Genomic DNA, 22,413 nt, shown 5'->3' with positions numbered 1-22,413 from the left:
GATCGAGCTACCCCGCCGGGGGGATGACGATCATCGCGGCTCGGCCGTGGTGGCGAGGCGCACGGCGTCGGCGCGCGCCGTTTTGAGGGTGCGCAGCAGCTCATCCTGGCGCCGCTGGTCCTCTTCGCTGCGGATGCGGTTGCGCCCCAGGAACGCGAGCTCCGAAACGCTCGCCTGGTACAGTCCGACCGCCCGCGCCGCCGCTCTGCCGGACTCGCGTCTGGCCTGTCTGCGCCACGCGCGGCGCCCCGAGAGACTCGCCAGCAGGCTGACCTCCGACTTCGCGATCCACCGGTCGGCCACCATCTTCGGCAACGCGGCCGCCACGATGCGTTGTTCGCGCCGCCGTTGCAGCACGATCACGTAGACCACGCCGATGAACAGCGGCACCATGATCAGGAAGTACACGGTGAGGAACGCCTTCGAGCCGCCGAGCGTGGCCGCGCTGTTCCACAGCGCGTGGAGGCACACTCCCGCCAGGTACCCGGCGAGTGGCGCGACGACCCGCAGCCACCGCTGCCGCGTGCGCGCCGCCACCCCGAATCCGATGCCCGCCATCACGGCGAACAACGGATGCGTGAACGGCGACAGCACCCCACGCAGGAAAAACGCGGCAAGCACACCCGCGTTGGCGCCGTTGCCGAAGCCGTACTCGGCGAACGCGCGGCCGAAGTAATAGATGTTCTCGGTGAACGCGAAGCCGGCCGCCGAGAAGCCCGCGTAGACGATCCCGTCGACCACTCCGTCGAACTCCGCGCTGCGGCGCCAGAAGATGAGCAGCACGAAGGCGTCCTTCGCCGCTTCTTCCACCAGCGGAGCGGAAACGAGCGCGCTGACTTTCGAGCCGTTGCCACTGCCGAGCAGGATGTCGCCCACAGCCTCGGCGCCGCTGTTGATGACCAGCGCGGTGATCGTCGCGATGCACGCCCCCCACGCGAACGCCAGCAACAGCAGCTTCGCGGGCTCCGGTTCCCACCGGTCCACCCACAGGAACCCCGCGACCACCACCGCGACCGGCACGAGCGCCGCCAGCACCCCGATCGCCACCGCCCCCACACCGACGCGCGCCGTGGCCAGCCCGAACAGGAACAGGCCACACAACGCCACGACGATCAACCCGACCACGGGCAACAACACCGTGACCCGACGCGGAAGGCGAGCACCGGGTCTCGCCGCTGAGCCCTTCGTGGTGGGGAGGGTTCCGTTCACGAGCGGTCACCATACGGGGGCGAGGTGTGTGGTGCTGGCTGTGGCTCTTCGCGGCCACGGTTTTTTCTGTCGAGGGCAACGGCTGCGCGGGTCGCACCGGTGATCTCCCGGCGATCGGGTGTTTCGGGCGGCGAGGTGCCGAGCCCCGAATCCGGCTCGGTCCGCGCTCCCCGGCGCCGACCACGATCGCCACGCAAGCCCTCGGGACCCCGGGCCACCGGCTTCTGCCGCAGCAACGCACCCGCCTCACACCGACCACCACGCTCCCCGGCACCGGCCACCGTTGCTGCGCAAGCCCCTCAGGCTCCAGGCCACGGGTTTCTGGCGCAGCGACGAACCCGCCTTAAACCGACGAGTGCGCTCCCCTGCGCCGGTCACGGTTGCCGCACGAGCCTCTGGGGCTCAGGCCCACGGATTTCTGCCGCAGCGACAATCCCGGCTCAAATCGACCACCGCGCTCCCCCGCTCCGGACACGGTTGGGGAGCTCCCCGGCACAGCGGCGCTGCCGGGCCAAGGTTTCGGTGCTGTTCGTCTCGTCACCGAAGACTGCGCAGCGCGCGCCACCGGCTTCTGCCGCAGCGACGAACCCGGCTCGAACCGACCACCGCACGCGGTTGCCACACGAGCTCCCTCGGGCTCCCGGCCACCGGCTTCTGCCGCAGCAACCAACGCACCCGGCTCACACCGAGCACTACGCTCCCCCCGGCACCGGAAGGGTTGCGGAGCTCCCCGGCACAGCGGCGCTGCCCGACCAAGGGTTTCGGTGCAGTTTGTCTCCTCACCGAAGACTGCGCAGCCCGCGCCGCCGCCGTCCTCGCGCAGCGGCAGCGCGCGGCGACCCGGCGACTACTGGCGGTGAAGCGCCGGATTCAGATCGAGCCGCCGGCCGCGCGCAATCGGCGAGTGGTGAGAAGGCCCCGCGATGCCAGTAGAAGGCTTGTACACAGCGAAAAGCCCCGGCCCGTTCGTGCTGGGCCGGGGCTTTCCGGGAGGTTCAGTCCTCTGCTCGACGACGACGGCGCGGCGCGGATTCCGCGGCACCGTTGGCGGCCAGGAGTTCCGTGACCGACCGGCCGGCCGCGTGGGAGCCGCTCGCCGGCGCGGGGTCGGCGGAGCGGCGGCCGCGGGAGGGGGTTTCCTCGGGGGCGTCCACGGGGGGCACGTTGCGGCGGCTCTGCGAAGCCCGCTCGGTGACCATGCCTTCCCACGCGGGGGGTTCGCCGTCCGGGCGACGGCGGCGGCCGGACGGCGAGCCCGGCGTTTCGGCCGGCTCGTCGTCGGAGCGGCGGCGGCGGCCACCGCCAGAGCTCTTGGCGGCGGTGCTGCGGACCGACTCCGGCAAGGTCGGGTTGGCCGGCTCCTCCGGTTCGTCACCCGAGTTCGAGTGGGCGCCGTGTCGCGTCGAGGGTGTGGAGTCGGCCAGGGGCGACAAGTCCGTGCGCGAGAACTGCTCCAGGCGCGAAGGCTGGCGCTGGCTCGGTTCGGCTTGCGACGGCTCCGGGGTCTCCGCCACGGGCGGGAGATCGGTGCGCGAAGCGGTGGCCTCGCGAGGCTTCGGCGGAGTGTCACCGGAGGAGCGGCGGCGCTCGCCGAAGTCGGCGGACGCGTCCCACGCCGGCTTCCACGCGGCCGTCGACTCGCCGGTCGGCGGGTCCTGACGGCTCACGCGGGGCAGATCGGGCCGGGACACCTCGGCGCGCGACACCGGCGGCTCGACGCGACGCAGATCCGGCCGCGACGCCTCAGCGCGCGAAACGGGCGGCTCCACCCGGCGCATACCCGGGCGCGAAACCTCGGCCCGCGGCACCTGGCGCGTCTCCTCGAGCGACTCGGGCGCGACCGGCGCGACGGTGCGCGTCGGCTGCGACTCGGCCGCGGCCTGGCGACGCGCGGCTTCGGCGCGCAACTCGGCGGCCTTCACGGCCCGCGCGGCGGCCGACTCGGGCTCGGGCTGGGACGACGGCTGCGGCTGCGGAGCCGGTTTCGGCCGGTTCTGCTTCGGCCGGGCGAGCTGCTGCGTGCGCTGGGTGTTCAGCGAAGCGGGCGGCTTGCCGTTCGGACCCTGGCCCTGGCCGGGACCGTGCTGACCCGGCTGCCCCGAGCCGTTGGCCGGCTTGCGCCGCCGGTCGGTGCCGGGGGTGTCGAGCACGCGGTCCATCAGCTCGGTGGGCCGGTCGTTGCCGACCTCGACCACCGGGTTCTTCGGCGCCATCAGCTGCGCGGGCTTCTTGCCGTTGCCGTTCTTCGACTCCGAGCCGGCGGACACGAGCCGCTGGTCGTCGTTGAGCGAACGCATGCGCGTGGCCTGCGCGGTGAGCGCGACGCGTTCCAGCAGCACCTCGCCGCCGAACAGCGACTGCAAGCTCTCGCGCAGCGCCGACACCTCGGCGCGCAGCGCATCGAGCTCTTCGCGCGAATTAGCCTCCGCGGCCTCCCTCGTCTCGGCTTCGATCTCCAGCTCGTACTCACGCCGAGCCGCGATCTCGCGTTCCAGTTCCAGTTCGTATACCGCCTGCGCCTCGGCGACCGCGTCCTCGCTGTGCGCCGCGTGCTTGCGATACCTCACGGCGAGGAAGGCGCCGATCAAGGCGGCCCAAAGGGCTGCGACGATTCCCAACCGAAGGAACCGGAGGTCGTCGCTGAGCACCAGTGCGAGAGTGGCTCCGATGGCGAGGACGAATCCGACGACTAGCCACGGCCTACCCAGAAGGCGGCCGCGCGAGTCGTCACCCACGCCGGTCATGACAGACACCGTACCTTCCAGTGACCCGAACGAGACCTAGTCGGTACTTCGAGCGGCAGGATCTGGTCGTTAACCGGTCGTCGGACGGCTGTCCTGCCGCTCGTCGCGGGGAGGGGTCCGGCAGGAGTGCTCGAGCCACAAAGCCGCAGCTACGAGCATCGCGGAGCACACCGCGCCGACCACCGCGGCACGGGTGTCGAAGACACTGGCGACGAGTTCGTCACGTCGGGGAAAAGCATACGCGAACGCCGCCAGCCAACCCCCTGTCATGAATGATCCGGCCAACGAGGACGCCTTCGCGAGCGCTACTGAGCGTGCGATGCCGATCGACGCCGTCACCCGTCCGGCCTTGATTCTCGACCTGATCGTGTAAGCCATGATCGCCTCGATCACGGCGAGTACTGCGAACGTGACTCCTGCCAGCGTCGGGAGTCGGGGCAGGTCACCGTAGGCGAGCTGGAAGACGACGTAGACCAGGACAAGGCCGAGGACCGCGGCCACCACCAGCTCACGGGGCCGGGTGAAGTGCATGCGGTCTACCGTACCGAGAAGCCTTGACCCTCCAGTGACTGGAGACTCCATCATGCGTCGTGTGGGTGCCACCGCGGTCTTCACGATCGGCGAGCTGTCCCGGCGCACGGGACTGCCGGTCAAGACCATCCGCTTCTACTCCGACGAGGGCCTGCTCCCGCCCACGGAGCGCACCGACGCCGGCTACCGGCTGTACGACGCGCACGCGCTCGCCCGGCTGGAGCTGGTGCGGACGCTGCGTGAGCTGGGGCTCGGCCTCGCCGACGTCGCTCGCGCCCTGGAGCGCGAGGCGTCGGTGCGCGACCTGGCCGTGCGCCACGTCGAGGCCCTCGACGAACAGATCCGCAGGCTCCGGCTGCGCCGGGCCGTGCTGCGGGCGGTGGCGAAACGCGATTCCGAACTGGAGGAAGTGAAGCTGATGAACCGCCTCGCACAGATGTCCGACGAAGAGCGCAAGCGCCTCGTCGACGAGTTCTGGGCCGAGATGACCGAGGGCCTCGACGTGGACCCCGAGTTCTACGAACGCATGGGTTCGGCCAAGCCCGAGCTGCCGGACGACCCTTCGCCCGAACAGCTGGAGGCCTGGCTCGAGTTCGCCGAGCTCGTGCAGGACCCGGAGTTCCGCCGCCTGATCCGCGGCATGAGCGAAAGTCACGCGGCCGACCGCAGCGCCGGCGCATCCACCGAGGTCACGCAGGCCCAGCGCGACAACTGGTTCGCCTGGTCCGCCGACGCCCGCTCTGCCATCGACGCCGGTCTCGGCCCGGACTCACCCCAGGGCCGGGAGCTCGCCGACACCATCGCCGCAGCGTCAGCCGGCCCGGACGACGACCCCGCGGACCCGGCGTTCCGCCGCGCTCTGGCCGACAAGTTCGCCTCCGGCGGCGACCCCCGGGCCGAGCGCTACTGGCAGCTGCTGGCGATCATCAACGGCTGGCCGCCGATCCCGAGCGCCCAGCCCGAGGTCGGCTTCATGCTGGCGGCGCTGCGTTCCTGAGTGAGCGCAGGCCTGAGTGAGCGCAGGCCTGAGTGAGCGCAGGCCTGCGTGCGTTACCGCCGAATCGGTGAACGGCGGGTGAACGGCGCCGAGTCACCGAAGCCGCAGGTCCGGCCGGAGCACGACACCCGCTTTGTCGTCTTCCGGCCGGGCCCGCAAAAGATCCGCGACGGGCCCGCGGCCCAGCAGGACCGCGTCCGGCTCGATTTCCAGCCACGGGATCAGCACGCTGGCTCGGTCCGGCGTACCCGGATGCGGCAGGAGCAGCCGGGGATCGTCGGAAACCACGGCGTCGACGGTCACCACGTCCACGTCGAGGGTCCGCGGGCCCCAGCGCAGTTCGCGGACGCGGCCGGCCGCCTTTTCCGCGGCCTGGGCCGTGGCGAGCCACGCCCAGTGGTCGCGCGCGGGGTCGTCGACGAGGCACACGGCGTTGAGGAAGTCCGGCTGGTCCTCGACGCCCCACGGCTTCGTCTCGTACACGCTCGACACGGCCACCAGCGCCGGCCCGACGATGTCCAGCGCGATGCGCAGGTACGCCAGCCGGTCGCCGAGGTTGGAGCCGAGCGAGAGGACGGCGCGGCTCACCGCTCGCGCCGGACGGTGACCGCGACGTCGTCGAACGTCAGCGCGATCGGGGCCGACGGCTTGTGCACGGTGACCTCGACGGCGCTCAGCCGGTCGTCACGCATGACCTCGTCGGCGATCTTGCCCGCGACGCTCTCGATGAGGTCGTACGGCTCACCCGCCACGATCCCGGCGGCCAGCTCGGCGAGCTCGCCGTAGTGCAGCGTCTTGGTCAGGTCGTCGGACGCGGCGGCCGGGCCGAGGTCCAGCCACGCGGTGACGTCGACGACGAACTCCTGCCCGTCGCGCTTCTCGTGCTCGAACACGCCGTGGCGGCCGAACACCCGCAGCCCCGTCAACGTGATGCGATCAGCCATCGGCCCGCCCCTTCCGCCACGCGGCCGCCACGGCGACCGCGTCGAGCGACGCGCCCACCTCGTGCACGCGCACTCCCCACGCCCCGGCCGCGGCGGCCAGGGCGGAAATCGCCGCGGTAGCGTTCTCGCGCCCGTCCGGCGGCCGCGGCTCACCGTCCTTTTCGGCCAGCAGCCGCCCGAGGAACCGTTTGCGCGAAGCCCCCACGAGCACCGGGAAACCCAGCGACAGCACCGAATCCAGGCCGTGCAGCAGCGCCCAGTCGTGCTCGGCGTGCTTCGCGAACCCGAGCCCGGGGTCGAGCACGATCGCGCTTTCGTCCACACCGGCGGCGAGCGCGTCGTCCACTCTGGACTGAAGCTCGCTGCGCACCTCGGCCACGACGTCGGTGTACGTCGCGAGCTTGGTCATGTCCTTGCTGTGCCCCCGCCAGTGCATCAGCACCCACGGCACGCGGCACTCCGCGGCGACGCGCCCCATGTTCGCGTCGGCCAGCCCGCCGGACACGTCGTTGATCACCCGCGCCCCCGCCCCGACGGCCGCCTCCGCGACGGAAGCCCGCGTCGTGTCCACGGACAGCGCGACACCTTCGGACGCCAGCTGCCGGATCACCGGCAGCACCCGCGCCGCCTCGGTCTCCGCGTCCACGCGCAACGCGCCCGGCCGCGTCGACTCGCCACCGACGTCGATGAGGTCCGCACCGCGCGCCCACATGTCGCGCGCGTGCTCCAGCGCCTGGTCGAGGTCGAGGTAGCGGCCGCCGTCGGAGAACGAATCCGGCGTCACGTTCAGCACGCCCATCACGGCGCACCGCCCGGGCCGCGGCAGACCCGAGATCACGGACGCCGCCCCTTGATCAGCTCGATCGCCTCCGCACGCGACGTCGCCGAGGTCCGCATCAGCCCCCGCACCGCCGACGTGACCGTCAGCGAACCCGGCTTGCGGATTCCGCGCATCGACATGCAGAGGTGCTCGGCCTCCATCACCACGATCACGCCGCGTGGCTCCAGCTTGCGGTTCAGCGCGTCGGCGACCTGCGACGTCAGGCGTTCCTGGACCTGCGGCCGCTTCGCGTAGAGATCGACGAGCCGGGCGAGCTTGGACAGCCCGGTGACCTTGCCGTTGGCGTTGGGGATGTACCCGACGTGGGCGACGCCGTGGAACGGGAGGAGGTGGTGTTCACAGTTCGAATACATCGGGATGTCCGTGACGAGCACGAGCTCCTCGTGCGATTCGTCGAACGTCTTCGCGAGCACTTCGTCCGGGTCGGTGTACAGGCCGCCGAACATCTCGCGGTACGCGCGGGCCACGCGGGCCGGCGTGTCACGCAGGCCGTCGCGGTCGGGGTCCTCTCCGCAGGCCAGCAGGAGTTCCCGGACAGCGCGCTCCGCCCGGTCCTGGTCGAAGACCGGGACCGGGCGGAGGCCGTCGTTGCTAGTGCTTGTCTGGTCCGTCCACGTCACGCCGCTGCTGCCCCTCGTCCGGCTGCTGGCCGTTCGCGCCGTCGGCGAACCAGCCCTGCTCACGCGGACGGTCTTCGGCTGGGCGCCACGGCTGGCTGCCCGGAGACGTCGCCGGGGTCCATCCCGGAGGCGCCCCGTAGTTGGGCGGACCGCTCTGCGCACCGCTCGGGCCACCCGGGTGGTAGCCACCTGCCGGACCGCCCGGCTGCTCACCACCATACGACTGGGGCCAGCGACCGGTGCCGTTCGGCCCACCGTTCGGACGGCCGCCGTTGGGCGGCGGGGCGTACGGGTTGGCGTTCGGGTCGGGCGGCGTCGGAGCCTGGTAGGGCGGGCCACCGGGGAGGTCACCCGCGCCCGCGGCGGTGCCGACGGGCGTCGGCGCCGGCTGCAGGACCGGCTTCTCCTTCTCCGGCGGGGGCCACGGCTCGCCGCGCTCCATCGCCAGCTCGCCCGGCGTCTTGATGGGCGGCTTGTCCGACGGGGTGCGCTCACCGAACTCGTTGAAGACGGTGATGTGCGGGCGCTTCTCGACAGTCGCGAAGATCCGCTCGAGGTCCTTGCGCTGCAGCGTCTCCTTCTCGAGCAGCTCCAGCACCAGGTTGTCGAGTACGTCGCGGTAGGTGTTGAGCACGTGCCACGCCTCGGTGTGCGCCGTCTCGATGAGCTTGCGCACCTCCTCGTCGATCTCGTGCGCCACCTCGAGCGAGTAGTCGGCCTGCCGGCCCGCGGAGCGGCCCAGGAACGGGTCGCCCTGCTCCTGGCCGTACTTCACGGCGCCGAGCCGCGCGCTCATGCCGTATTCGGTGACCATGGAGCGGGCGATCTTCGTGGCCTGCTCGATGTCGGAGGAGGCACCGGTGGTGGGCTCGTGGAACACGAGCTCCTCCGCCGTGCGGCCACCCATCGCGAACACCAGGCGGCCGATCATCTCCGACCGGGTCATCAGCTGCTTGTCGTCCTCCGGCACGAGCAGGGCGTGGCCGCCGGTGCGCCCGCGCGGGAGGATCGTGAGCTTGTACACGGGCTCGATGTCCGGCATCGCCCACGCGGCGAGCGCGTGCCCGCCCTCGTGGTAGGCCGTGATCTTCTTCTCCTTCTCGGAGATGATCCGGCTCTTGCGGGCGGGACCGCCGACGACGCGGTCGACGGACTCCTCGAGCTCGACCTCACCGATCACGTGCCCGTTCTTGCGGGCGGTGAGCAGCGCGGCCTCGTTGAGCACGTTGGCCAGGTCCGCACCCGACATGCCGACGGTGCGCTTGGCCAGGCCCGTGAGGTCCACGCCCTGCGCGATCGGCTTGCCCTTTGAGTGCACGTCGAGGATCGCCTTGCGGCCCCGCAGGTCCGGCGCCGACACGGGAATCTGGCGGTCGAACCGGCCCGGGCGCAGCAGCGCCGGGTCGAGGATGTCGGGCCGGTTGGTGGCCGCGATCAGGATGATGCCGCCGCGGGCGTCGAAGCCGTCCATCTCCACGAGGAGCTGGTTCAGCGTCTGCTCGCGCTCGTCGTGCCCGCCACCGAGGCCGGCACCGCGCTGGCGGCCCACCGCGTCGATCTCGTCGACGAAGATGATGCACGGCGCGTTCTGCTTGGCCTGCTCGAACAGGTCGCGGACGCGGGACGCGCCCACACCGACGAACATCTCGACGAAGTCGGAACCGGAGATCGTGTAGAACGGCACGCCCGCTTCACCGGCGACGGCGCGCGCGAGCAGCGTCTTACCGGTACCGGGCGGCCCGTAGAGCAGCACGCCCTTCGGGATCTTCGCTCCGAGTGCCTGGTAGCGCGCCGGGTTCTGCAGGAAGTCCTTGATCTCGTACAGCTCTTCGACGGCTTCGTCCGCGCCCGCCACGTCACCGAACGTCGTCTTCGGCATGTCCTTGTTCAGCTGCTTGGCCTTGGACTTGCCGAAGTTGAGGACGCGGTTGCCGCCGCCCTGCGCGTTGTTCATCATCCACATGAGCAGGCCCAGGACGAGGGCCAGCGGGATGGCGAAGATGAGGATCTGCGTCAGGATGCTCTGCTGCGTCACCTTGGTGTCGAACTTGACCGGCTGCTGCCCGTTGACCTTCGCGGAAGACAGGTCGTTGTAGATGTTCACGGCCGCGTTCGCCGGGTACTGCGCGACGATCTGGTCGGTCTGGGTGCCGTTGACGTCGATCTTCTGGGTCAAGGACAGCTTGACCTGCTGTTCCTTGTCCTCGATGCTGGCTTCCTTGACGTGACCCGCTTCGATCTGCTGGTTCGCCACGGAGATCGGAGCCTGGGTGTAGCCACGATCGCTGTCGAAGATCGTGTTGTAGGCGAACAACGCCAGCAACCCTGCGACGATCCACAGCAGTGGGTTCCTGAGCACGCTCTTCCGGTTCATACGACTCGGCCCTTGCGGCCTCGACCCTCCCTGGTTGGGCGGCTCCTGTGATACCCGCCATCACGATCTTGACAACCCGTGGTGCCCGGGCCAGTCCCACCAGGGTACCGCCCGTCCGGACGATCGACCCTTGTGAGCCTCACGCAGGTCAACGGGCAATACCGCGCTGGGGTTCCCGGATCGTGCCGGTTCGCGTCACCCTAGCGTGTGTCGGCGGCCACTGAAGCCACCATCTCACCGAGCCGCGTCCGCAGCGTCATCGGGTCCGCGGGCGCCACCGTCACCCATTCGCGGCCGTCGGATCCCGCCCGCGACAGGCTGAGGTAACGGCCCGTGGCGGTGTCGAACCAGCCCAGCACGCGGGACCGCTGCCGGGCCCCGAGCTGGGTACGGCTGTTCGCGGCCAGCTGACCACCGCGCAGCCGCGGCTGGCCGGAGATGAGCGCGTACGTCTCGCGCGGGTCGACTGTCGCGCGCTCGCTCAGCGACTGGCGCTTGGCCCGCCTCCCTTTCTCTTCGGCCCCGCCGAGGCCACCGGCCGCGACGGGCACGCGGATCGGGCGTGTGTGCAACGCCTCGTCCAACGGGAGTGTGACGGACGCCTCGCTGCCGCGGCGGCCGCCGGGCAACAGCTCGATGATCGTCGAGACCAGACCGTCGGCCGGGGTCTCCCGCAGCCAGATGCCGTCGGCGTCCTGGATGGCCACCACGCCGGCGGCTCGCCCGTCGCCCGCCGCGAGCAGTGCGACGGGGTGGGCCTGGAAGTCGGGGATGTGCAGCGCGTCGAGCGAGATCGGCGCGCGGGCGAGCAGGTTCAGCCACTCGTCCACGGGCGGTTCGAGGCGGCCGCGTGCGTCGCGGACGCCCCGCGCCTTGAGCTCGATGTCGACCCGGTGCCGCAGCGATACGCGCTCGTCTTCCGTGGCGCCGTGCGAGCGCACGCGCAGCGGGTAGGGCAGCTCGCCGAGCCCCGCGGACTCCCAGAGGAAGTCGAACGCCAACGGCGAGAAGAACTCTTGGTGCATGCGGTGGTGCTCACCCTCCAGGATCGATCTCTTGCTCAGCGTAGCGCGAGCGTGCCCCGGGCAGGAACGGCCTGAAGTGCTGAACTACCAGCAGCTCCTCAGAACGCCGCCGCGCTTTCCTGCCCCGCCGCGCCGGCCATCATCTCGCCGAGGCGGTGTCGCAGGGTCGCGGCGTCGGCCGGCGCGATGGTGATCCAGTCGCGGCCGTCGCGACCTCGGGTGGCCTGCGTGAAGTAGCGGCCGGTCTCGGTGTCGAACCAGCTGAGCACCGGCGACCGGCTGCGCCCGCCGAGGCGGTTGCGCGCGTTGGCGCCGATCTGCCCGCCGCGCAGCCGGGGCTGGGCGTGCAGGCGGGCCAGTGCCTTGCGGTCCTCGTCCACGCTCGCGCGGCCCGAGGCGTCGACCTGGTTGCCGCGCCGCTGCATGAAGTCGACGCCGGAGCTGCCCACGAGCTGCTCCAGCGGCACCGTGATCGACTTCTCCGTGCCGCGCGGCGCGCCCGGCAGGAGCGAGACGATGGCGGTGGCCAAGCCGTCGGCCGGGCACGGCTGCAGGTGCAGGCCGCGCTGGTCCTGCACGGCCAGCAGGCCCTGCTCGCCGACAATGCCGGCGACGGCCAGCAGCGGTTCGGCGCTGGGGTCGAGCAGCTGCACCGTGTCGAGGCTCGTGTCGGGCGCGGCGAGGATGCCGAAGTACTCCTCGACGTGTGGCGCGGGCCGGCCGCGGCCGTCGGCGAGACCCCGCTGGACGAGGCCGCCGAGCGTGCGGGCGCGCAGTGCATCGCGCTCGTCGACGGTGGCGCCGTGCGAACGGATCCGCAGCGGATAGGGCAGCTCACCCAGCGCGGCCGACTCCCACAGGAAGTCCACCTCGAGCGGGGTGAGCAGCTCCGCGTTCGGCATCGACCAAACCCCCAAACCCGTGTCACACCTTGTGTTCAGGACGTTGTGTTCAAGACATCTTCGGTGGTGCTGCGCCGTGTTCGGGACAGACACGGGCGCGCGGCCGGAAAGGCCGCGCGCCCGCGGGAAGTGCGTCAGTTGTCGTCGTCGTCCGACCAGGCACCGATCACCGGCGGAGGCGTGGCCTCGTTGGCGCCGAAGGCGTCGTCCGGGTCCGGCTCGATGAGGAAGGACGCGTGGGTGTGCTCCTGGTCCTCCTGGCCCTGGCCGCCATGAGCGCCCATGCCACCACCCATGCCGCCGCCCATCGGGTTCATGCCCGGCGGGGTCTGGCCACCGATCGTGCCGCCGGCCGAGACCACGCCCTGCTGCTGCGCGGGCGCGGCACCCTGGGCGCCCTGGTGCTCGGCGGCCGCTGACGTGCTCTCCTCGTTCTTGCGCGCGCCACTGCGCGAGCCCTGGCCGAGCTTGCCGCCGGCGAAGCCGGCACCGCCGCCCAGCGCGCTCAGGCCGAGCGCCGAAGCGGCACCGCCGCCACCACCACCACCGCCGCCGGCGGACACGGCCGGCGCGGCCGGTGCCGGGGCGTGCGCGGCACCCGCGCCGGCGCCGGCCGACGCGGCCATGCCGCCGTCGAAGCCGGAAGTGCCGTAGGTGCCCGAGTTGCCGGTGACCAGCGGGCCACCCGCGCCGGACGTGCCCGTGGCCGCGCTGCTGCCGGAGTGGCCCGTGTAGCCCGTCCCGCCGCCGCCGGCGTAGCTGGCGGCGGCGAGGGCACCGGCGCCGACCGGCGCCGAGATCGTGCCGACGTTGCCGAAGTCGTTGCCGTTGAAGTGCGTGGGCGTGGGCTTCATGCCGAGCGAGTCGGGGCCGAAGCTCGGGGTCGTGTTGTCGACCTCTTTCATCGACTGCGTGTAGGCGTTGAAGAACGCGACCTGCTGGGCCTTGACGTCGTTGGCGGCGTCGGCCTGGGCCTTCTGGTCGGCGGCGAGCGCGGCGGGACCACCGGCGAGCGCCGCGGACATGGCCTGCTTCGGGTCGTAGTCGAGCGGCGCCGGCATCTTCTTGACCTCGGCCGCGGCCGCGGCCTGCTTCGCGAGGCGGTCGGCCATCGTGTGCGCGGCGTCGGAGGCCTGCGTGCCCGAGTTGGCGATGGACACGAGCGCGCCCTGCGCACCCGCGGCACCTTCGCCGACCCACGCGTTGCCGAGATCGGCGACCGCGTTGAACAGGTCGTCCGACGCCGTCTTCAGCTCGGTGCCGTGCTTGGTCCAGTGCTGCCCAGTGGCCTCGGCCGTGCCGGGGTCGTTGTCGGTGGTCGCGCCGTTGTAGAGCTGGTGGCTCTCCTGCGCGTTCCAGTTGGGCGGGTTGGCGATCGCGCGGTCGCCGCCCATCTCGAACCCGCCGGCGCGACCACGCGCGGAGTCGACGATGTTCTGCGAGACCGAGTTGTCGCCGAGCTGCACTGCGGACCCGCCGGCGGGCACGTTCTGCGCCGGCGGTTGCTGGCCGTAGCTGCTGCTGTCGTGGTTTCCAGCCATGACTTCGTGATCCCCCTCGTCAGGCCTTGCGGAACGGGTCGGCCGCGGACTGGTCGAACTCGTGGTAGCGCGCCATCGCCGTGAGGATGCCCTGCTCGGCTGCCTCGTACTGGCTCAGCAGGTTCTGCAGCGCCGCGGAGTAGGAGTCGCCGCCACCGTCGGCGCGCTGGACGAACTTCTCGGCCATCGCCTGGCCGACCGGGTTGGCGCCGAGCTTCGGCGGCTGCGCCAGTGAGCCCGCGCTGTTGAGCAGGGCTTCGACCGCGTCCTTGCCCGTGCGGATCTTGTTGAGCGCGGTCTGCGCGGCGTCCGGGTCGATGCCGACCTGGCCGTTGACAGCGGCGCTCTTGAACGCGTTGGCATCGGCCAAGCTGCTGTTGCCCATTGCCCTCTCTCCGTTCCCCCGCGCGAGCTCCCCGCCCGCTTGGCATTAGGTCTTCGCATAGGTTAACGCACCAGGTCGGCACCTATGACGCGATCGGCGAACCCCAGGTTCCCCGCTGTGTGTGATCGCCGCAACACCGCCTGCGCGTTACCACCCTTGACACGTTCGAAGGCCCCGCGAGGTTCACCGCCGGCCTTCAGGACGTGTAGACGTGCGAATCCAGTGTGCCGATGTAGGGCAGGTCGCGGTAGCGCTCGGCGTAGTCGAGGCCGTATCCGACCACGAACTCGTTGGGGATGTCGAAGCCGATGTACTTCACCGGCACGTCGACCTTCACGGCCTCCGGCTTGCGCAACAGCGAGACGACCTCGAGCGACGCGGGGTTGCGGCTCGCGAGGTTCTTCAGCAGCCACGACAGCGTGAGGCCGGAGTCGACGATGTCCTCGACGATCAGCACGTCGCGGCCCGCGATGTCGCGGTCGAGGTCCTTGAGGATGCGCACCACACCCGACGACGAGGTCGAGGAGCCGTACGACGACACGGCCATGAACTCCAGCTGCGTCGGCACCGGCAGAGCGCGGGCGAAGTCGGTCATGAACATCACGGCACCCTTCAGCACGCCCACCAGGAGGAGGTCACCCTGGCCGTTTTCGGGGTAGTCCGCGGCGATCTTGGCCGCCAGCTCCGCGATCTTGTCCTTGATCTGCTGCTCGGTGATGAGCACGGAGGCGATCTCGCCCTCGTACACGGTCATTCCCCTCGGGTGGTGGGTTCGGGTCCGGACAGCGAGAGCCTGCCACGGCACCGGCGCGCCTCCAAGTTGCCCGGCAGCCAGACACCGCCCTGCCCGCGCCAGCGCGCCACGAGCGCGTCGACCGAGCGCAGGTGCGCGTCGGTGAGTTCGCGCACGCCCGAGCCCAGCAGCCACCTGCGAAGAACCCTTCTGCGCAGTGCCGCCGGCTCACCTTCGAGCACCGTCACGTCCAGCCCTTCGGGCCCGCCCGCTCGGGTGAGAATCCTGTCCGCGACTGTGTCCAACGCCTCGGTGTCGTCGCGCAGCTGTGCGGCCGTTCGGGCCAACGCGGCCGCGACGCCGCCGGCGAGCACGTCTTCCAGCAGCGGCAGCACTTCCGCCCGCAGGCGGACACGGGTGAAGCGCGGATCGGCGTTGTGCGGGTCCTGCCACGGCTCGACGCCGAGCTCGGCGCAGGCACCACGGGTCTGCTCGCGCGTGACGCCCAGCAGCGGACGGCCCCATGGCGGGTCGAGCGGGCGCATACCGGCCAGCGACCGCGGCCCGGAGCCGCGGCCGAGGCCCAGCAGCACCGTTTCGGCTTGGTCGTCGAGGGTGTGGCCGAGGAGCACGAGTCCCTCTTCGCCGCCTTCGCTGCCGGGCAACGCTTCGCGCAGCGCGCGGTACCTCGCGGTGCGCGCGGCGGCTTCGGGGCCGCCCTTGCCCGTGACGTCGACGGTGAGGATCTCCGCCGCGTCCACGCCGAGCTCTTTCACGGCCGCGGCGGCTCGCGCGGCGACTTCGGCGGAGCCATCCTGAAGCCCGTGATCGACGATCAGGGCTCGCGTACGCAGCTTTCGGTGGCGCGCGACGTACGCCGTGGCTTCCGCCAGGGCAAGGGAATCCGCCCCGCCCGAGACGGCGACGCACACCTCCGGCGGCGGCGCGTGCGTCGTGAGGAACTCCCGCACGGCCCGGCGGACCGCCGCGAGCGCGCTCACCCGTGCAGGCGCCGCACCCAGGCCGCGGGATCGCTGATCTCGGCCCGGGTCGGCAGCGTGTTCGGCGAGCGCCAGACCGCGTTGAACCCCTCCATGCCGACGGCGTCCACCACGTGCTTCGTGAACTTCGCGCCTTCTTCGTACTGGCGGATCTTCGCGTCGAGGCCGAGCAGGGCGCGCAGCATGCGGTCGAAGACACCGCCGCCCTGGCGACGGGCGCTGAAGCGCGAGCGGATCACCTCGACGCTGGGCACGACCTGCGGCCCGACGGCGTCCATCACGTAGTCGGCGTGGCCTTCGAGCAGCGTCGAGAGAGCCAGCAGCCGGTCGAAGATCGCGCGTTCCGAGGGCGACTGCAGCAGTTCCGCGATGCCGATGCCCTTGCCGCGCTGCTTCAGCGCCTCGGGCAGGCGACCCACGAGATCGGACAGGCCGTCGGCGGAGTGGCCGGCAATGCCGGTGACGAGGCGTTCGACCTCGTCGGCAAAGTAGTCGCGCAGCCACCGCACGGCGGTGAACTGCAGGCGGTGCGTGCACTCGTGCAGGCAGACCCACAGCCGGAAGTCGGGCGCGTGCACCTTCATCGCGCGCTCCGCGGCGACCACGTTGGGCGCGACGAGCAGCAGCTGCCCTTCGCGTTCGGGGCCGCCGAAGGGGTCGTACTGGCCGAGCACGCGTGAGGCGAGGAAGGACAGCACCAGCCCCGTCTGCACGCCCGCGCCCGACGCCAGGATCGGGCCGAGCGGGCCACCTTGCGCTTCGGGCAGCGCGCGGCCCGTGAGCGCTTCGAGGCCCGACGCGGCGGAGCGCACCCAGCCGGGCCGGTCGACGACCGTGCCCGGCAGCAGCGGCAGGTCCTGGCCCAGGCCCGTCAGCTCCCGCACGTGGCCCTCGGCCTCGGCCGTGAGGTCACGCAGGTCGGTGACCGCGCGCGCGGCCTCTTCCTTCGGCACCTGCGGACCACCGCGCACCAACCGCGCTCCGGTGGACGCCGCGAGGTCCCAGTCGACCATCGGCCGCCGTCGGGTCTCGGTTTCCTGGCTCACCTGTCCGACGCTACCTGCACGAGGGCACTTTGCCCGACTGAATCCGGAACGGATTCGCCTAGTTGCAGCCACACTTCCGCAGGGTGGTGGCCAGCACGTCGAGCGCGGCCTGGCCCGGGTTCTTGTCCGAGCCGTTGGACATGAACGCGAACGCGAGCACGCGGTTGTCGCTGTCGAGCACGTAGCCGGCGAGGGTGTTGACGCCGGTGAGCGTGCCCGTCTTCGCGCGGACCCAGCCCTTGCCCGCGGCCGAGTTCGGCGTGGCGTAACGGGTGGCGAGCGTGCCGGCGGGGCTGCCGGCCACGGGCAGGCCCGCGAGCAGCGGGCGCAGCTTCGGGGTGTCCGGGTTCTTGCCGTCCGGCGCCGCCGCCTCGGCCAGCACCTGCGCGAGCAGCCGCGCTGGCACCTTGTTCTGGTTGGACAGGCCGCTCGTGTCGGACAGCTGCAGGCCCGTGACGTCGAACCCGTGGTCGGCCAGCACCTTTTTCACGGACGCGGCCGCGCCGGAGAACGATGCCTCCGCGCCTGCGGTGATGGCGACCTGGCGACCGAGGGCGTCGGCGAGGACGTTGTCGGAGATCTGCAGCAGCGCGTACGCCAGGTCCGGCAACGGCGCCGACTGGACCTGCGCGACGACCTTCGCGTCGGCGGGCGCCTTCGCGGTGCCGGCGGCCTGCGCGCCGAGCTTGTCGGCGACGAGCTGGGTGAGCGTGGTCGCCGGGTTGCCCGAGCGCGGCGTCTCGTCGACCGACGGGTTGAGGCGGCCGCCGTCGGCCATCGCGGGCACGATCGGCGCGCCGTAGGTCGAAGGCGCGTCACCGGGCTCCCAGCCCGGGGCGGTGGTGGGGCCGGAGTACGCGCTGACGTCGACCTGCACCTTCTGGACGTTCGGGTCGGCCTTCTTGATCTGCGCGACGAGGTCGTCCACGTGGGCCGCGCCGGGGTAGAGCGGCGAGTCGGTGCCGATGGGCAGCGCCGTGAGCGACGGGTCGCCACCGCCGACGATGATCACCGTGCCGGGGGACGAGCCCTGAACGACCTTGGTGACGATCCGCTTCGTCGGGTCCATCGACAGCAGCGCGGCCGACACCGTGAGGATCTTCGTGGTCGACGCCGGGGTCAGCGGAGTGGCCGAGCTGTGGTCCCACAGGACGGAGCCGGTCGCGGGGTCGATCACGCTGCCGCTGAGCTGCGAGAGCGCCGCCGCACCGGCGGGCCCGGCCAGCGCGGAAGCAACACCGCTCGCCGACGGTCCCTGGCCCGACGTCTCCGGGCCGTGCAACGCGAGCGTCACGGACGCAGGGTCGGGGCTGTCGCCCTTCGGCGCGTTGGGCGCCCACGGCAGGCCGAGATTGTTGGACACCTGCGGCATCGCGGAGGCGACCCCCGCCGCCGCGAGCACCAGCACCACGACAAGTCCGAGGACGACGAACTTCTTCTTGCCCTTCTTGACTTTCGGCTCTTCTGCCGGGGTTTCCCGTTGCGGCTCACCGCGGGGCGGGTCCTGGTCGTCGTAGCCACCCGCGAACCCTTCGGCGGGGCGCTCGATGCCGACGGTCGCCTCCGCCGGGAACTGCTCACCCGACGGCTCGATACGCACGGGGCGGGCCTGCATCCCCGACGCCGGGGGCACCGCACCACGCGGCGGCTCGGGGAGGCCGCGGGGGTTGTCGGGGTTGTTTTGATTGGTCTGGTTTTTCTGGGACCAGGGGCCTTGGTTTTGGAGGCTGTCCCACTGGGGTGCGTCGCGTGGGCCATCGGGTTCGTTGCCGCCCTGGGCGGTGTGGAAGACGTCCCAGCGTTCTTCGCGCGGGGATTCGGTGTTCTGGCGCTGGGGTTCTTGGCGTTCTGGTTGCTGGCGTTCTGGTTGGCGCTGGGGTTCTTCGCGCTTCTGCTCGTTGCGGAAGACGTCCCATTTGGACACGTCGATGTACTCGGTGCCGCTCTCCCTGCCGGCGGTTCCGGCGCCTTCGTTCGTCTCTTCCTTCGCCGGCTCGGCAGCCTCGAACATCGACCCGACCCGGCGCGGCTCTTCGCTCCGGTTCTGATCGCTCCGGTTCTGATCGCTCCGGTTCTGATCGCTCCGGTTTTGGTCGCCACGGTTCTGATCACCGCGGTTCTGGTCCCCATCACTCGGCCGCGCGGGCCGCTCCACCGGCACCCACGGCACGGCCGGCGGCACCCGCAACTGCTGAGTCGACTGGTCGGACGGCGCCTGCTGCGACCGCTCCGACGCGGACTGCTCCTGGTCCAGCCGGCCTTGCTGCTCCTGCTGGCCCGGCTGGCTCTGCCCCTGCGGCCGCTGGCCTTCGGAACAGTCCTGCTGTGGGCCCGGCTGGCTCTGCCCCTGCGGCCTTTGCCCTTCCGGTCGGTCCAGCTGCGGCCCTTGTGACCACGAGCCTTGCTGTTGGGGACCCTGACCCTGCTGGCCCTGCTGCTGCCGCCCCTGCTGGGACGTGCCTTGCTGTTGCTGTTGACCCTGTTGCTGGCCCCACGGCGCGTTCGCGGACTGCTGCGGGCCCGGTCCCTGCTGCGACTGCCGGCCTGGCTGGGACTGGCCGCCCGGACCTTGCTGACCGAACAGACCCTGGCCCTGCTGGGCCTGGCTGCGCTCGCCCTGCGACTGCTGCCCCGGTGTTTGCTGCCCCGGCGTTTGCTGTTTCTGAGACTGCTGGCCGCGCGGCTGCTCTCCCGGCCGCGGCCCCAACCGATCGGCCAGGTCCTGCCGCGGCTGTCCCGGCTGCCGCATCTGCGCGGACTGACCCGGCTGACTCTGCTGCCCCGCCTGACCCGGCTGTCCCTGCTGACTCACCTGGCCTGGCTGCCCCTGCTGTCCCGCCTGCCCACCAAGGTCACCCGCCGGACGCGGCTCGACCGGAGTGTTCAGCCCCGGGATCAGTTCAGGCGGCACGTTCGGCTTGAACCACGACCCCGGCGGACGCTCGCCGGAGCCGGGTGAAGAACCCGTGGGAGGTGTGACGTTCGGCACGGCGAGCTGGTCCGTGACGGTCTGGCCGGGCTTGGGGATGGGGAAGCGCGCTGTCGCCCCACCGGCGCGCGACGACGTGTCCTCGTCACCCTCGGGCCACATCGGCTGGTCGTTGTCCGGCACCCACCACTCCTTCTCACCTGCCCGGAAGGGGCCAAGGTCACATGCTGCCTAGCCGACATCCATGGGACCCGGCGGCAGCGCGTAGTCCACACTAGTGACGTCAATGAGGTGATTACGGTTGCCGCCCACGACGTGTGGGATACCGAGATTCGAGAAGCAGCGAGGACGGCCGTGGAGTTCGACGTCACGATCGAAATCCCCAAGGGGGAGCGCAACAAGTACGAGGTCGACCACAAGACCGGTCGCATCAAGCTGGACCGGACCTTGTTCACGGCGACGCAGTACCCGGCGGACTACGGCTTCATCGACGACACGCTCGGCCAGGACGGCGACCCGCTCGACGTGCTCGTGCTGGTGCAGGAGCCGACGTTCCCGGGCTGCCTGATCCGCTGCCGCGCCATCGGCATGTTCCGCATGACCGACGAAAAGGGTCCGGACGACAAGGTGCTGGCCATCCCGACCAACGACCCACGCCTGGAGCACCTGCGCGACATCCACCACCTCAACGAGTTCCACAAGCTCGAGATCCAGCACTTCTTCGAGGTCTACAAGGACCTCGAGCCGGGCAAGAGCGTCGAGGGCTCGTCGTGGGTGGGCCGCGCGGAGGCCGAGGCCGAGATTTCGCGGTCGTACCAGCGTGAGCAGGACCGGCTGGCCAAGGAAGAGGTCGAGGGCTCCGCTCACTGAGAGCCAGCGACGGCTCACTGAGGACGCGCGAAAGGGCCGTTCACCCCGGCTGGGGTGAACGGCCCTTTCGTTGATCTATTTCAGTGCGCCAGCGCGAGCGCTTCCTGCTCCGAGCGCTGCTCCATCGCCGACTTGTCCGAAAGCGGCTTCTCCTTGAGCAGCCAGACCAGGGCGAACCCGACCGTCAGCACGATCCCGCCGACCAGGAACACCGCGCTCATCGAGCCGGCGAACCCGTCGAGGATCGGGCGGGCCAGCACCGGGTCGAGGTGGGCGAGGAACGAGGTGTCGTTCACGTCCACGCCGCCGTTCGCCATCTGCTGCGCGAACTCCGGGTGCTGGGCGAGCGCCGCGACGTACGACGGGCTCGCCATCGCCGAGCGCACGGCCGCCGCGATCCGGTCACCGACCGTGCCGAACAGGATCGAGAGGAACACCGCGGTCCCCGCCGTGCCGCCGATCTGGCGGAAGAACGTGGCCGACGAGGTCGCGACACCGATGTCCTGCGGGGCGACGTCGTTGGTGGCCGCGAGCTGCAGCGTCTGCATCGAGGCGCCCAGGCCCAGGCCGATCACGAACGCGATCGCCATCACGACGCCCAGAGGCGTGGCCGCGCCGATCGTCGACAGCCCGAGCAGGGCCGCCGCCATCAGTCCGAGGCCGGCCACTGCGAAGACCTTGTAGCGGCCGGTCCGCGAGATCACCGCGCCGGAGCCGAGGCTCGCGACCATGATCCCGAGGGTGAGCGGGAGCATCTGCAGGCCCGCCTGCGTCGGCGTCGCGCCCTTCACGATCTGCAGGTAGAGCGGCAGCGACATCATCGCGCCGAACATCCCCGCGCCCTGGATCACCGTGACCAGCGTGGCCACCCGGAACACCGGCCGGCGGAACAACCGCAGCGGCAGCAGTGCCGCGTCGCCCACCCGGCGTTCTTGCAGGATGAACAGGACCACACCGACGAGCCCGATCGCGTATATCCCCAGCGACGCGGGCGAACCCCAGCCCCACTCACGTCCCTGCTCGGCGACGATCAGCAGCGGCACCAGGCCCAGCGTCAGCGCGCCGGTGCCGAGGAAGTCCACGCGCTGCTGCACGCGGGTGTGCGGGAGGTTCAGCACCTTGCTCACCACGACCAGCGCGGCCAGGGCGATGGGGACGTTGACCAGGAAGACCCAGCGCCAGCCCGTGAGCCCCGCGAAGGAGTCCAGCCCCGCGAAGAACCCGCCGACGACCGGTCCCGCCACGCTCGAGATCCCGAACACGGCCATGAAGTAGCCCTGGTACTTGCTCCGCTCCCGCGGCGCCGTGATGTCCGTGATGATCGCCAGCGCGAGCGACATCAGCCCACCGGCGCCGAGTCCCTGGAACGCGCGGAACGCGGCCAGCTCGTACATCGAGCTCGCGAACCCGCTGGCCAGCGAGCCGGCGAGGAACAGCGAGATCGCCGTGAGGTACATGGGTTTGCGCCCGAACAGGTCGGACAGCTTGCCGTAGAGCGGCGTCGAGAGCGTCGCGGTGATCAGGTAGGCCGTGGTGGCCCACGCCTGCAGGCTCTGCCCGTGCAGCTCGTCCGCGATCGTCTTCATCGCCGACGACACGATGGTCTGGTCCAGCGCGGCCAGGAACATGCCGAGCATCAGCCCGGGCAACACAGTGAGGATCTGCCGGTGCGACAGCTTGCCGGTGCCCCCTTCCGCGGTGATGGTGGCGGTCATCTTGGT

General features: G+C 71.1%; 21 protein-coding genes. 4 read left to right on the top strand and 17 right to left on the bottom strand.

Annotated features, from left to right (window positions below; translation table 11 throughout):
* Positions 1–30: 30 nt before the first annotated feature.
* The 3 genes from QRX50_RS11450 to QRX50_RS11440 all read right to left on the bottom strand — a co-directional run bounded on the left by QRX50_RS11450 (position 31) and on the right by QRX50_RS11440 (position 4,484).
* Positions 31–1,137 (bottom strand): PrsW family intramembrane metalloprotease, encoded by a 1,107-nt coding sequence (locus tag QRX50_RS11450; protein WP_285974426.1) that lies wholly within the window; start codon positions 1,135–1,137, stop codon positions 31–33.
* A 1,067-nt stretch (positions 1,138–2,204) separates the two neighbouring features.
* A complete protein-coding gene (locus QRX50_RS11445; RefSeq protein ID WP_285971925.1) occupies positions 2,205–3,953 on the bottom strand; it encodes a DUF6779 domain-containing protein in 1,749 nt (582 codons plus the stop codon).
* Positions 3,954–4,022: 69 nt separating this feature from the next.
* On the bottom strand, positions 4,023–4,484 hold the full coding sequence (locus QRX50_RS11440) for a DUF3180 domain-containing protein (protein ID WP_285971924.1): 462 nt from the start codon (positions 4,482–4,484) through the stop codon (positions 4,023–4,025).
* A 61-nt stretch (positions 4,485–4,545) separates the two neighbouring features.
* On the opposite strand from QRX50_RS11440, the gene QRX50_RS11435 reads away from it, so the two are divergent.
* Positions 4,546–5,481, top strand: a complete 936-nt coding sequence (locus QRX50_RS11435; RefSeq protein ID WP_285974425.1) for a helix-turn-helix domain-containing protein — start codon at positions 4,546–4,548, stop codon at positions 5,479–5,481.
* 93 nt (positions 5,482–5,574) lie between these two features.
* Here QRX50_RS11435 and folK read toward each other — a convergent pair whose 3' ends face one another.
* The 13 genes from folK to dacB form a co-directional block, all read right to left on the bottom strand.
* Positions 5,575–6,069, bottom strand: a complete 495-nt coding sequence (gene folK / locus QRX50_RS11430; RefSeq protein WP_285971923.1) for a 2-amino-4-hydroxy-6-hydroxymethyldihydropteridine diphosphokinase — start codon at positions 6,067–6,069, stop codon at positions 5,575–5,577.
* Entirely contained in the window at positions 6,066–6,425 is a 360-nt protein-coding gene (gene folB, locus QRX50_RS11425) for a dihydroneopterin aldolase (protein ID WP_285971922.1), read from the bottom strand. Before folB ends, folK begins: the two co-directional genes overlap by 4 nt.
* A complete protein-coding gene (gene folP / locus QRX50_RS11420; protein ID WP_491700787.1) occupies positions 6,418–7,260 on the bottom strand; it encodes a dihydropteroate synthase in 843 nt (280 codons plus the stop codon). The genes folB and folP overlap by 8 nt, the downstream gene beginning before the upstream one ends.
* Positions 7,260–7,886, bottom strand: coding sequence for a GTP cyclohydrolase I FolE (gene folE, locus QRX50_RS11415; protein WP_285971921.1), 627 nt, complete (start codon positions 7,884–7,886; stop codon positions 7,260–7,262). Before folE ends, folP begins: the two co-directional genes overlap by 1 nt.
* The gene (ftsH, locus tag QRX50_RS11410; RefSeq protein WP_285971920.1) at positions 7,858–10,260 is read right to left on the bottom strand and encodes an ATP-dependent zinc metalloprotease FtsH; all 2,403 of its coding nucleotides are present in this window, start codon (positions 10,258–10,260) and stop codon (positions 7,858–7,860) included. The genes folE and ftsH overlap by 29 nt, the downstream gene beginning before the upstream one ends.
* Positions 10,261–10,460: 200 nt before the next feature.
* Positions 10,461–11,285 (bottom strand): ESX secretion-associated protein EspG, encoded by an 825-nt coding sequence (locus tag QRX50_RS11405; RefSeq protein ID WP_285971919.1) that lies wholly within the window; start codon positions 11,283–11,285, stop codon positions 10,461–10,463.
* Positions 11,286–11,383: 98 nt separating this feature from the next.
* The gene (locus QRX50_RS11400) at positions 11,384–12,187 is read right to left on the bottom strand and encodes an ESX secretion-associated protein EspG (protein ID WP_285971918.1); all 804 of its coding nucleotides are present in this window, start codon (positions 12,185–12,187) and stop codon (positions 11,384–11,386) included.
* Between the two features lie 134 nt (positions 12,188–12,321).
* Positions 12,322–13,728, bottom strand: a complete 1,407-nt coding sequence (locus QRX50_RS11395; protein ID WP_285971917.1) for a hypothetical protein — start codon at positions 13,726–13,728, stop codon at positions 12,322–12,324.
* Positions 13,729–13,747: 19 nt separating this feature from the next.
* Positions 13,748–14,113, bottom strand: a complete 366-nt coding sequence (locus QRX50_RS11390) for a hypothetical protein (RefSeq protein ID WP_285971916.1) — start codon at positions 14,111–14,113, stop codon at positions 13,748–13,750.
* A gap of 196 nt (positions 14,114–14,309) precedes the next feature.
* The gene (hpt, locus tag QRX50_RS11385; protein WP_285974423.1) at positions 14,310–14,861 is read right to left on the bottom strand and encodes a hypoxanthine phosphoribosyltransferase; all 552 of its coding nucleotides are present in this window, start codon (positions 14,859–14,861) and stop codon (positions 14,310–14,312) included.
* A 2-nt stretch (positions 14,862–14,863) separates the two neighbouring features.
* On the bottom strand, positions 14,864–15,847 hold the full coding sequence (gene tilS, locus QRX50_RS11380; RefSeq protein WP_285971915.1) for a tRNA lysidine(34) synthetase TilS: 984 nt from the start codon (positions 15,845–15,847) through the stop codon (positions 14,864–14,866).
* Positions 15,844–16,860 (bottom strand): zinc-dependent metalloprotease, encoded by a 1,017-nt coding sequence (locus QRX50_RS11375; protein WP_285974422.1) that lies wholly within the window; start codon positions 16,858–16,860, stop codon positions 15,844–15,846. The genes tilS and QRX50_RS11375 overlap by 4 nt, the downstream gene beginning before the upstream one ends.
* Before the next feature lie 91 nt (positions 16,861–16,951).
* Positions 16,952–18,493, bottom strand: a complete 1,542-nt coding sequence (gene dacB, locus QRX50_RS11370; RefSeq protein WP_285971914.1) for a D-alanyl-D-alanine carboxypeptidase/D-alanyl-D-alanine endopeptidase — start codon at positions 18,491–18,493, stop codon at positions 16,952–16,954.
* 183 nt (positions 18,494–18,676) lie between these two features.
* Between dacB and QRX50_RS11365 the strand changes: the two genes are divergently transcribed.
* From QRX50_RS11365 to QRX50_RS11355, 3 genes are all read left to right on the top strand, one after another.
* Positions 18,677–19,285, top strand: coding sequence for a hypothetical protein (locus tag QRX50_RS11365; RefSeq protein WP_285971913.1), 609 nt, complete (start codon positions 18,677–18,679; stop codon positions 19,283–19,285).
* Between the two features lie 15 nt (positions 19,286–19,300).
* Positions 19,301–19,852, top strand: coding sequence for a hypothetical protein (locus tag QRX50_RS11360; protein ID WP_285971912.1), 552 nt, complete (start codon positions 19,301–19,303; stop codon positions 19,850–19,852).
* A gap of 324 nt (positions 19,853–20,176) precedes the next feature.
* Positions 20,177–20,692, top strand: coding sequence for an inorganic diphosphatase (locus tag QRX50_RS11355; RefSeq protein WP_285971911.1), 516 nt, complete (start codon positions 20,177–20,179; stop codon positions 20,690–20,692).
* Between the two features lie 80 nt (positions 20,693–20,772).
* Here the strand turns inward: QRX50_RS11355 and QRX50_RS11350 are convergent, their stop codons facing one another.
* Positions 20,773–22,407: an MDR family MFS transporter gene (locus tag QRX50_RS11350; protein WP_285971910.1), complete on the bottom strand. Its 1,635-nt coding sequence runs from the start codon at positions 22,405–22,407 to the stop codon at positions 20,773–20,775.
* Positions 22,408–22,413: the final 6 nt, after the last annotated feature.

Source organism: Amycolatopsis sp. 2-15 (assembly GCF_030285625.1).
In the GTDB taxonomy this organism is placed as follows: domain Bacteria; phylum Actinomycetota; class Actinomycetes; order Mycobacteriales; family Pseudonocardiaceae; genus Amycolatopsis; species Amycolatopsis carbonis.
The sequence above is the reverse complement of the archived record's forward strand: the minus strand, read 5'-3'. Positions and strand labels throughout refer to the sequence as shown.

Coding starts and splice junctions, on each gene's coding strand:
- folB (WP_285971922.1), bottom strand. CDS start 6,425: ATGGCTGATCGCATCACGTTGACGGGGCTGCGGGTGTTCGGCCGCCAC.
- QRX50_RS11440 (WP_285971924.1), bottom strand. CDS start 4,484: ATGCACTTCACCCGGCCCCGTGAGCTGGTGGTGGCCGCGGTCCTCGGC.
- QRX50_RS11375 (WP_285974422.1), bottom strand. CDS start 16,860: ATGGTCGACTGGGACCTCGCGGCGTCCACCGGAGCGCGGTTGGTGCGC.
- QRX50_RS11390 (WP_285971916.1), bottom strand. CDS start 14,113: ATGGGCAACAGCAGCTTGGCCGATGCCAACGCGTTCAAGAGCGCCGCT.
- ftsH (WP_285971920.1), bottom strand. CDS start 10,260: ATGAACCGGAAGAGCGTGCTCAGGAACCCACTGCTGTGGATCGTCGCA.
- QRX50_RS11445 (WP_285971925.1), bottom strand. CDS start 3,953: ATGACCGGCGTGGGTGACGACTCGCGCGGCCGCCTTCTGGGTAGGCCG.
- QRX50_RS11395 (WP_285971917.1), bottom strand. CDS start 13,728: ATGGCTGGAAACCACGACAGCAGCAGCTACGGCCAGCAACCGCCGGCG.
- QRX50_RS11405 (WP_285971919.1), bottom strand. CDS start 11,285: ATGCACCAAGAGTTCTTCTCGCCGTTGGCGTTCGACTTCCTCTGGGAG.
- QRX50_RS11400 (WP_285971918.1), bottom strand. CDS start 12,187: ATGCCGAACGCGGAGCTGCTCACCCCGCTCGAGGTGGACTTCCTGTGG.
- QRX50_RS11350 (WP_285971910.1), bottom strand. CDS start 22,407: ATGACCGCCACCATCACCGCGGAAGGGGGCACCGGCAAGCTGTCGCAC.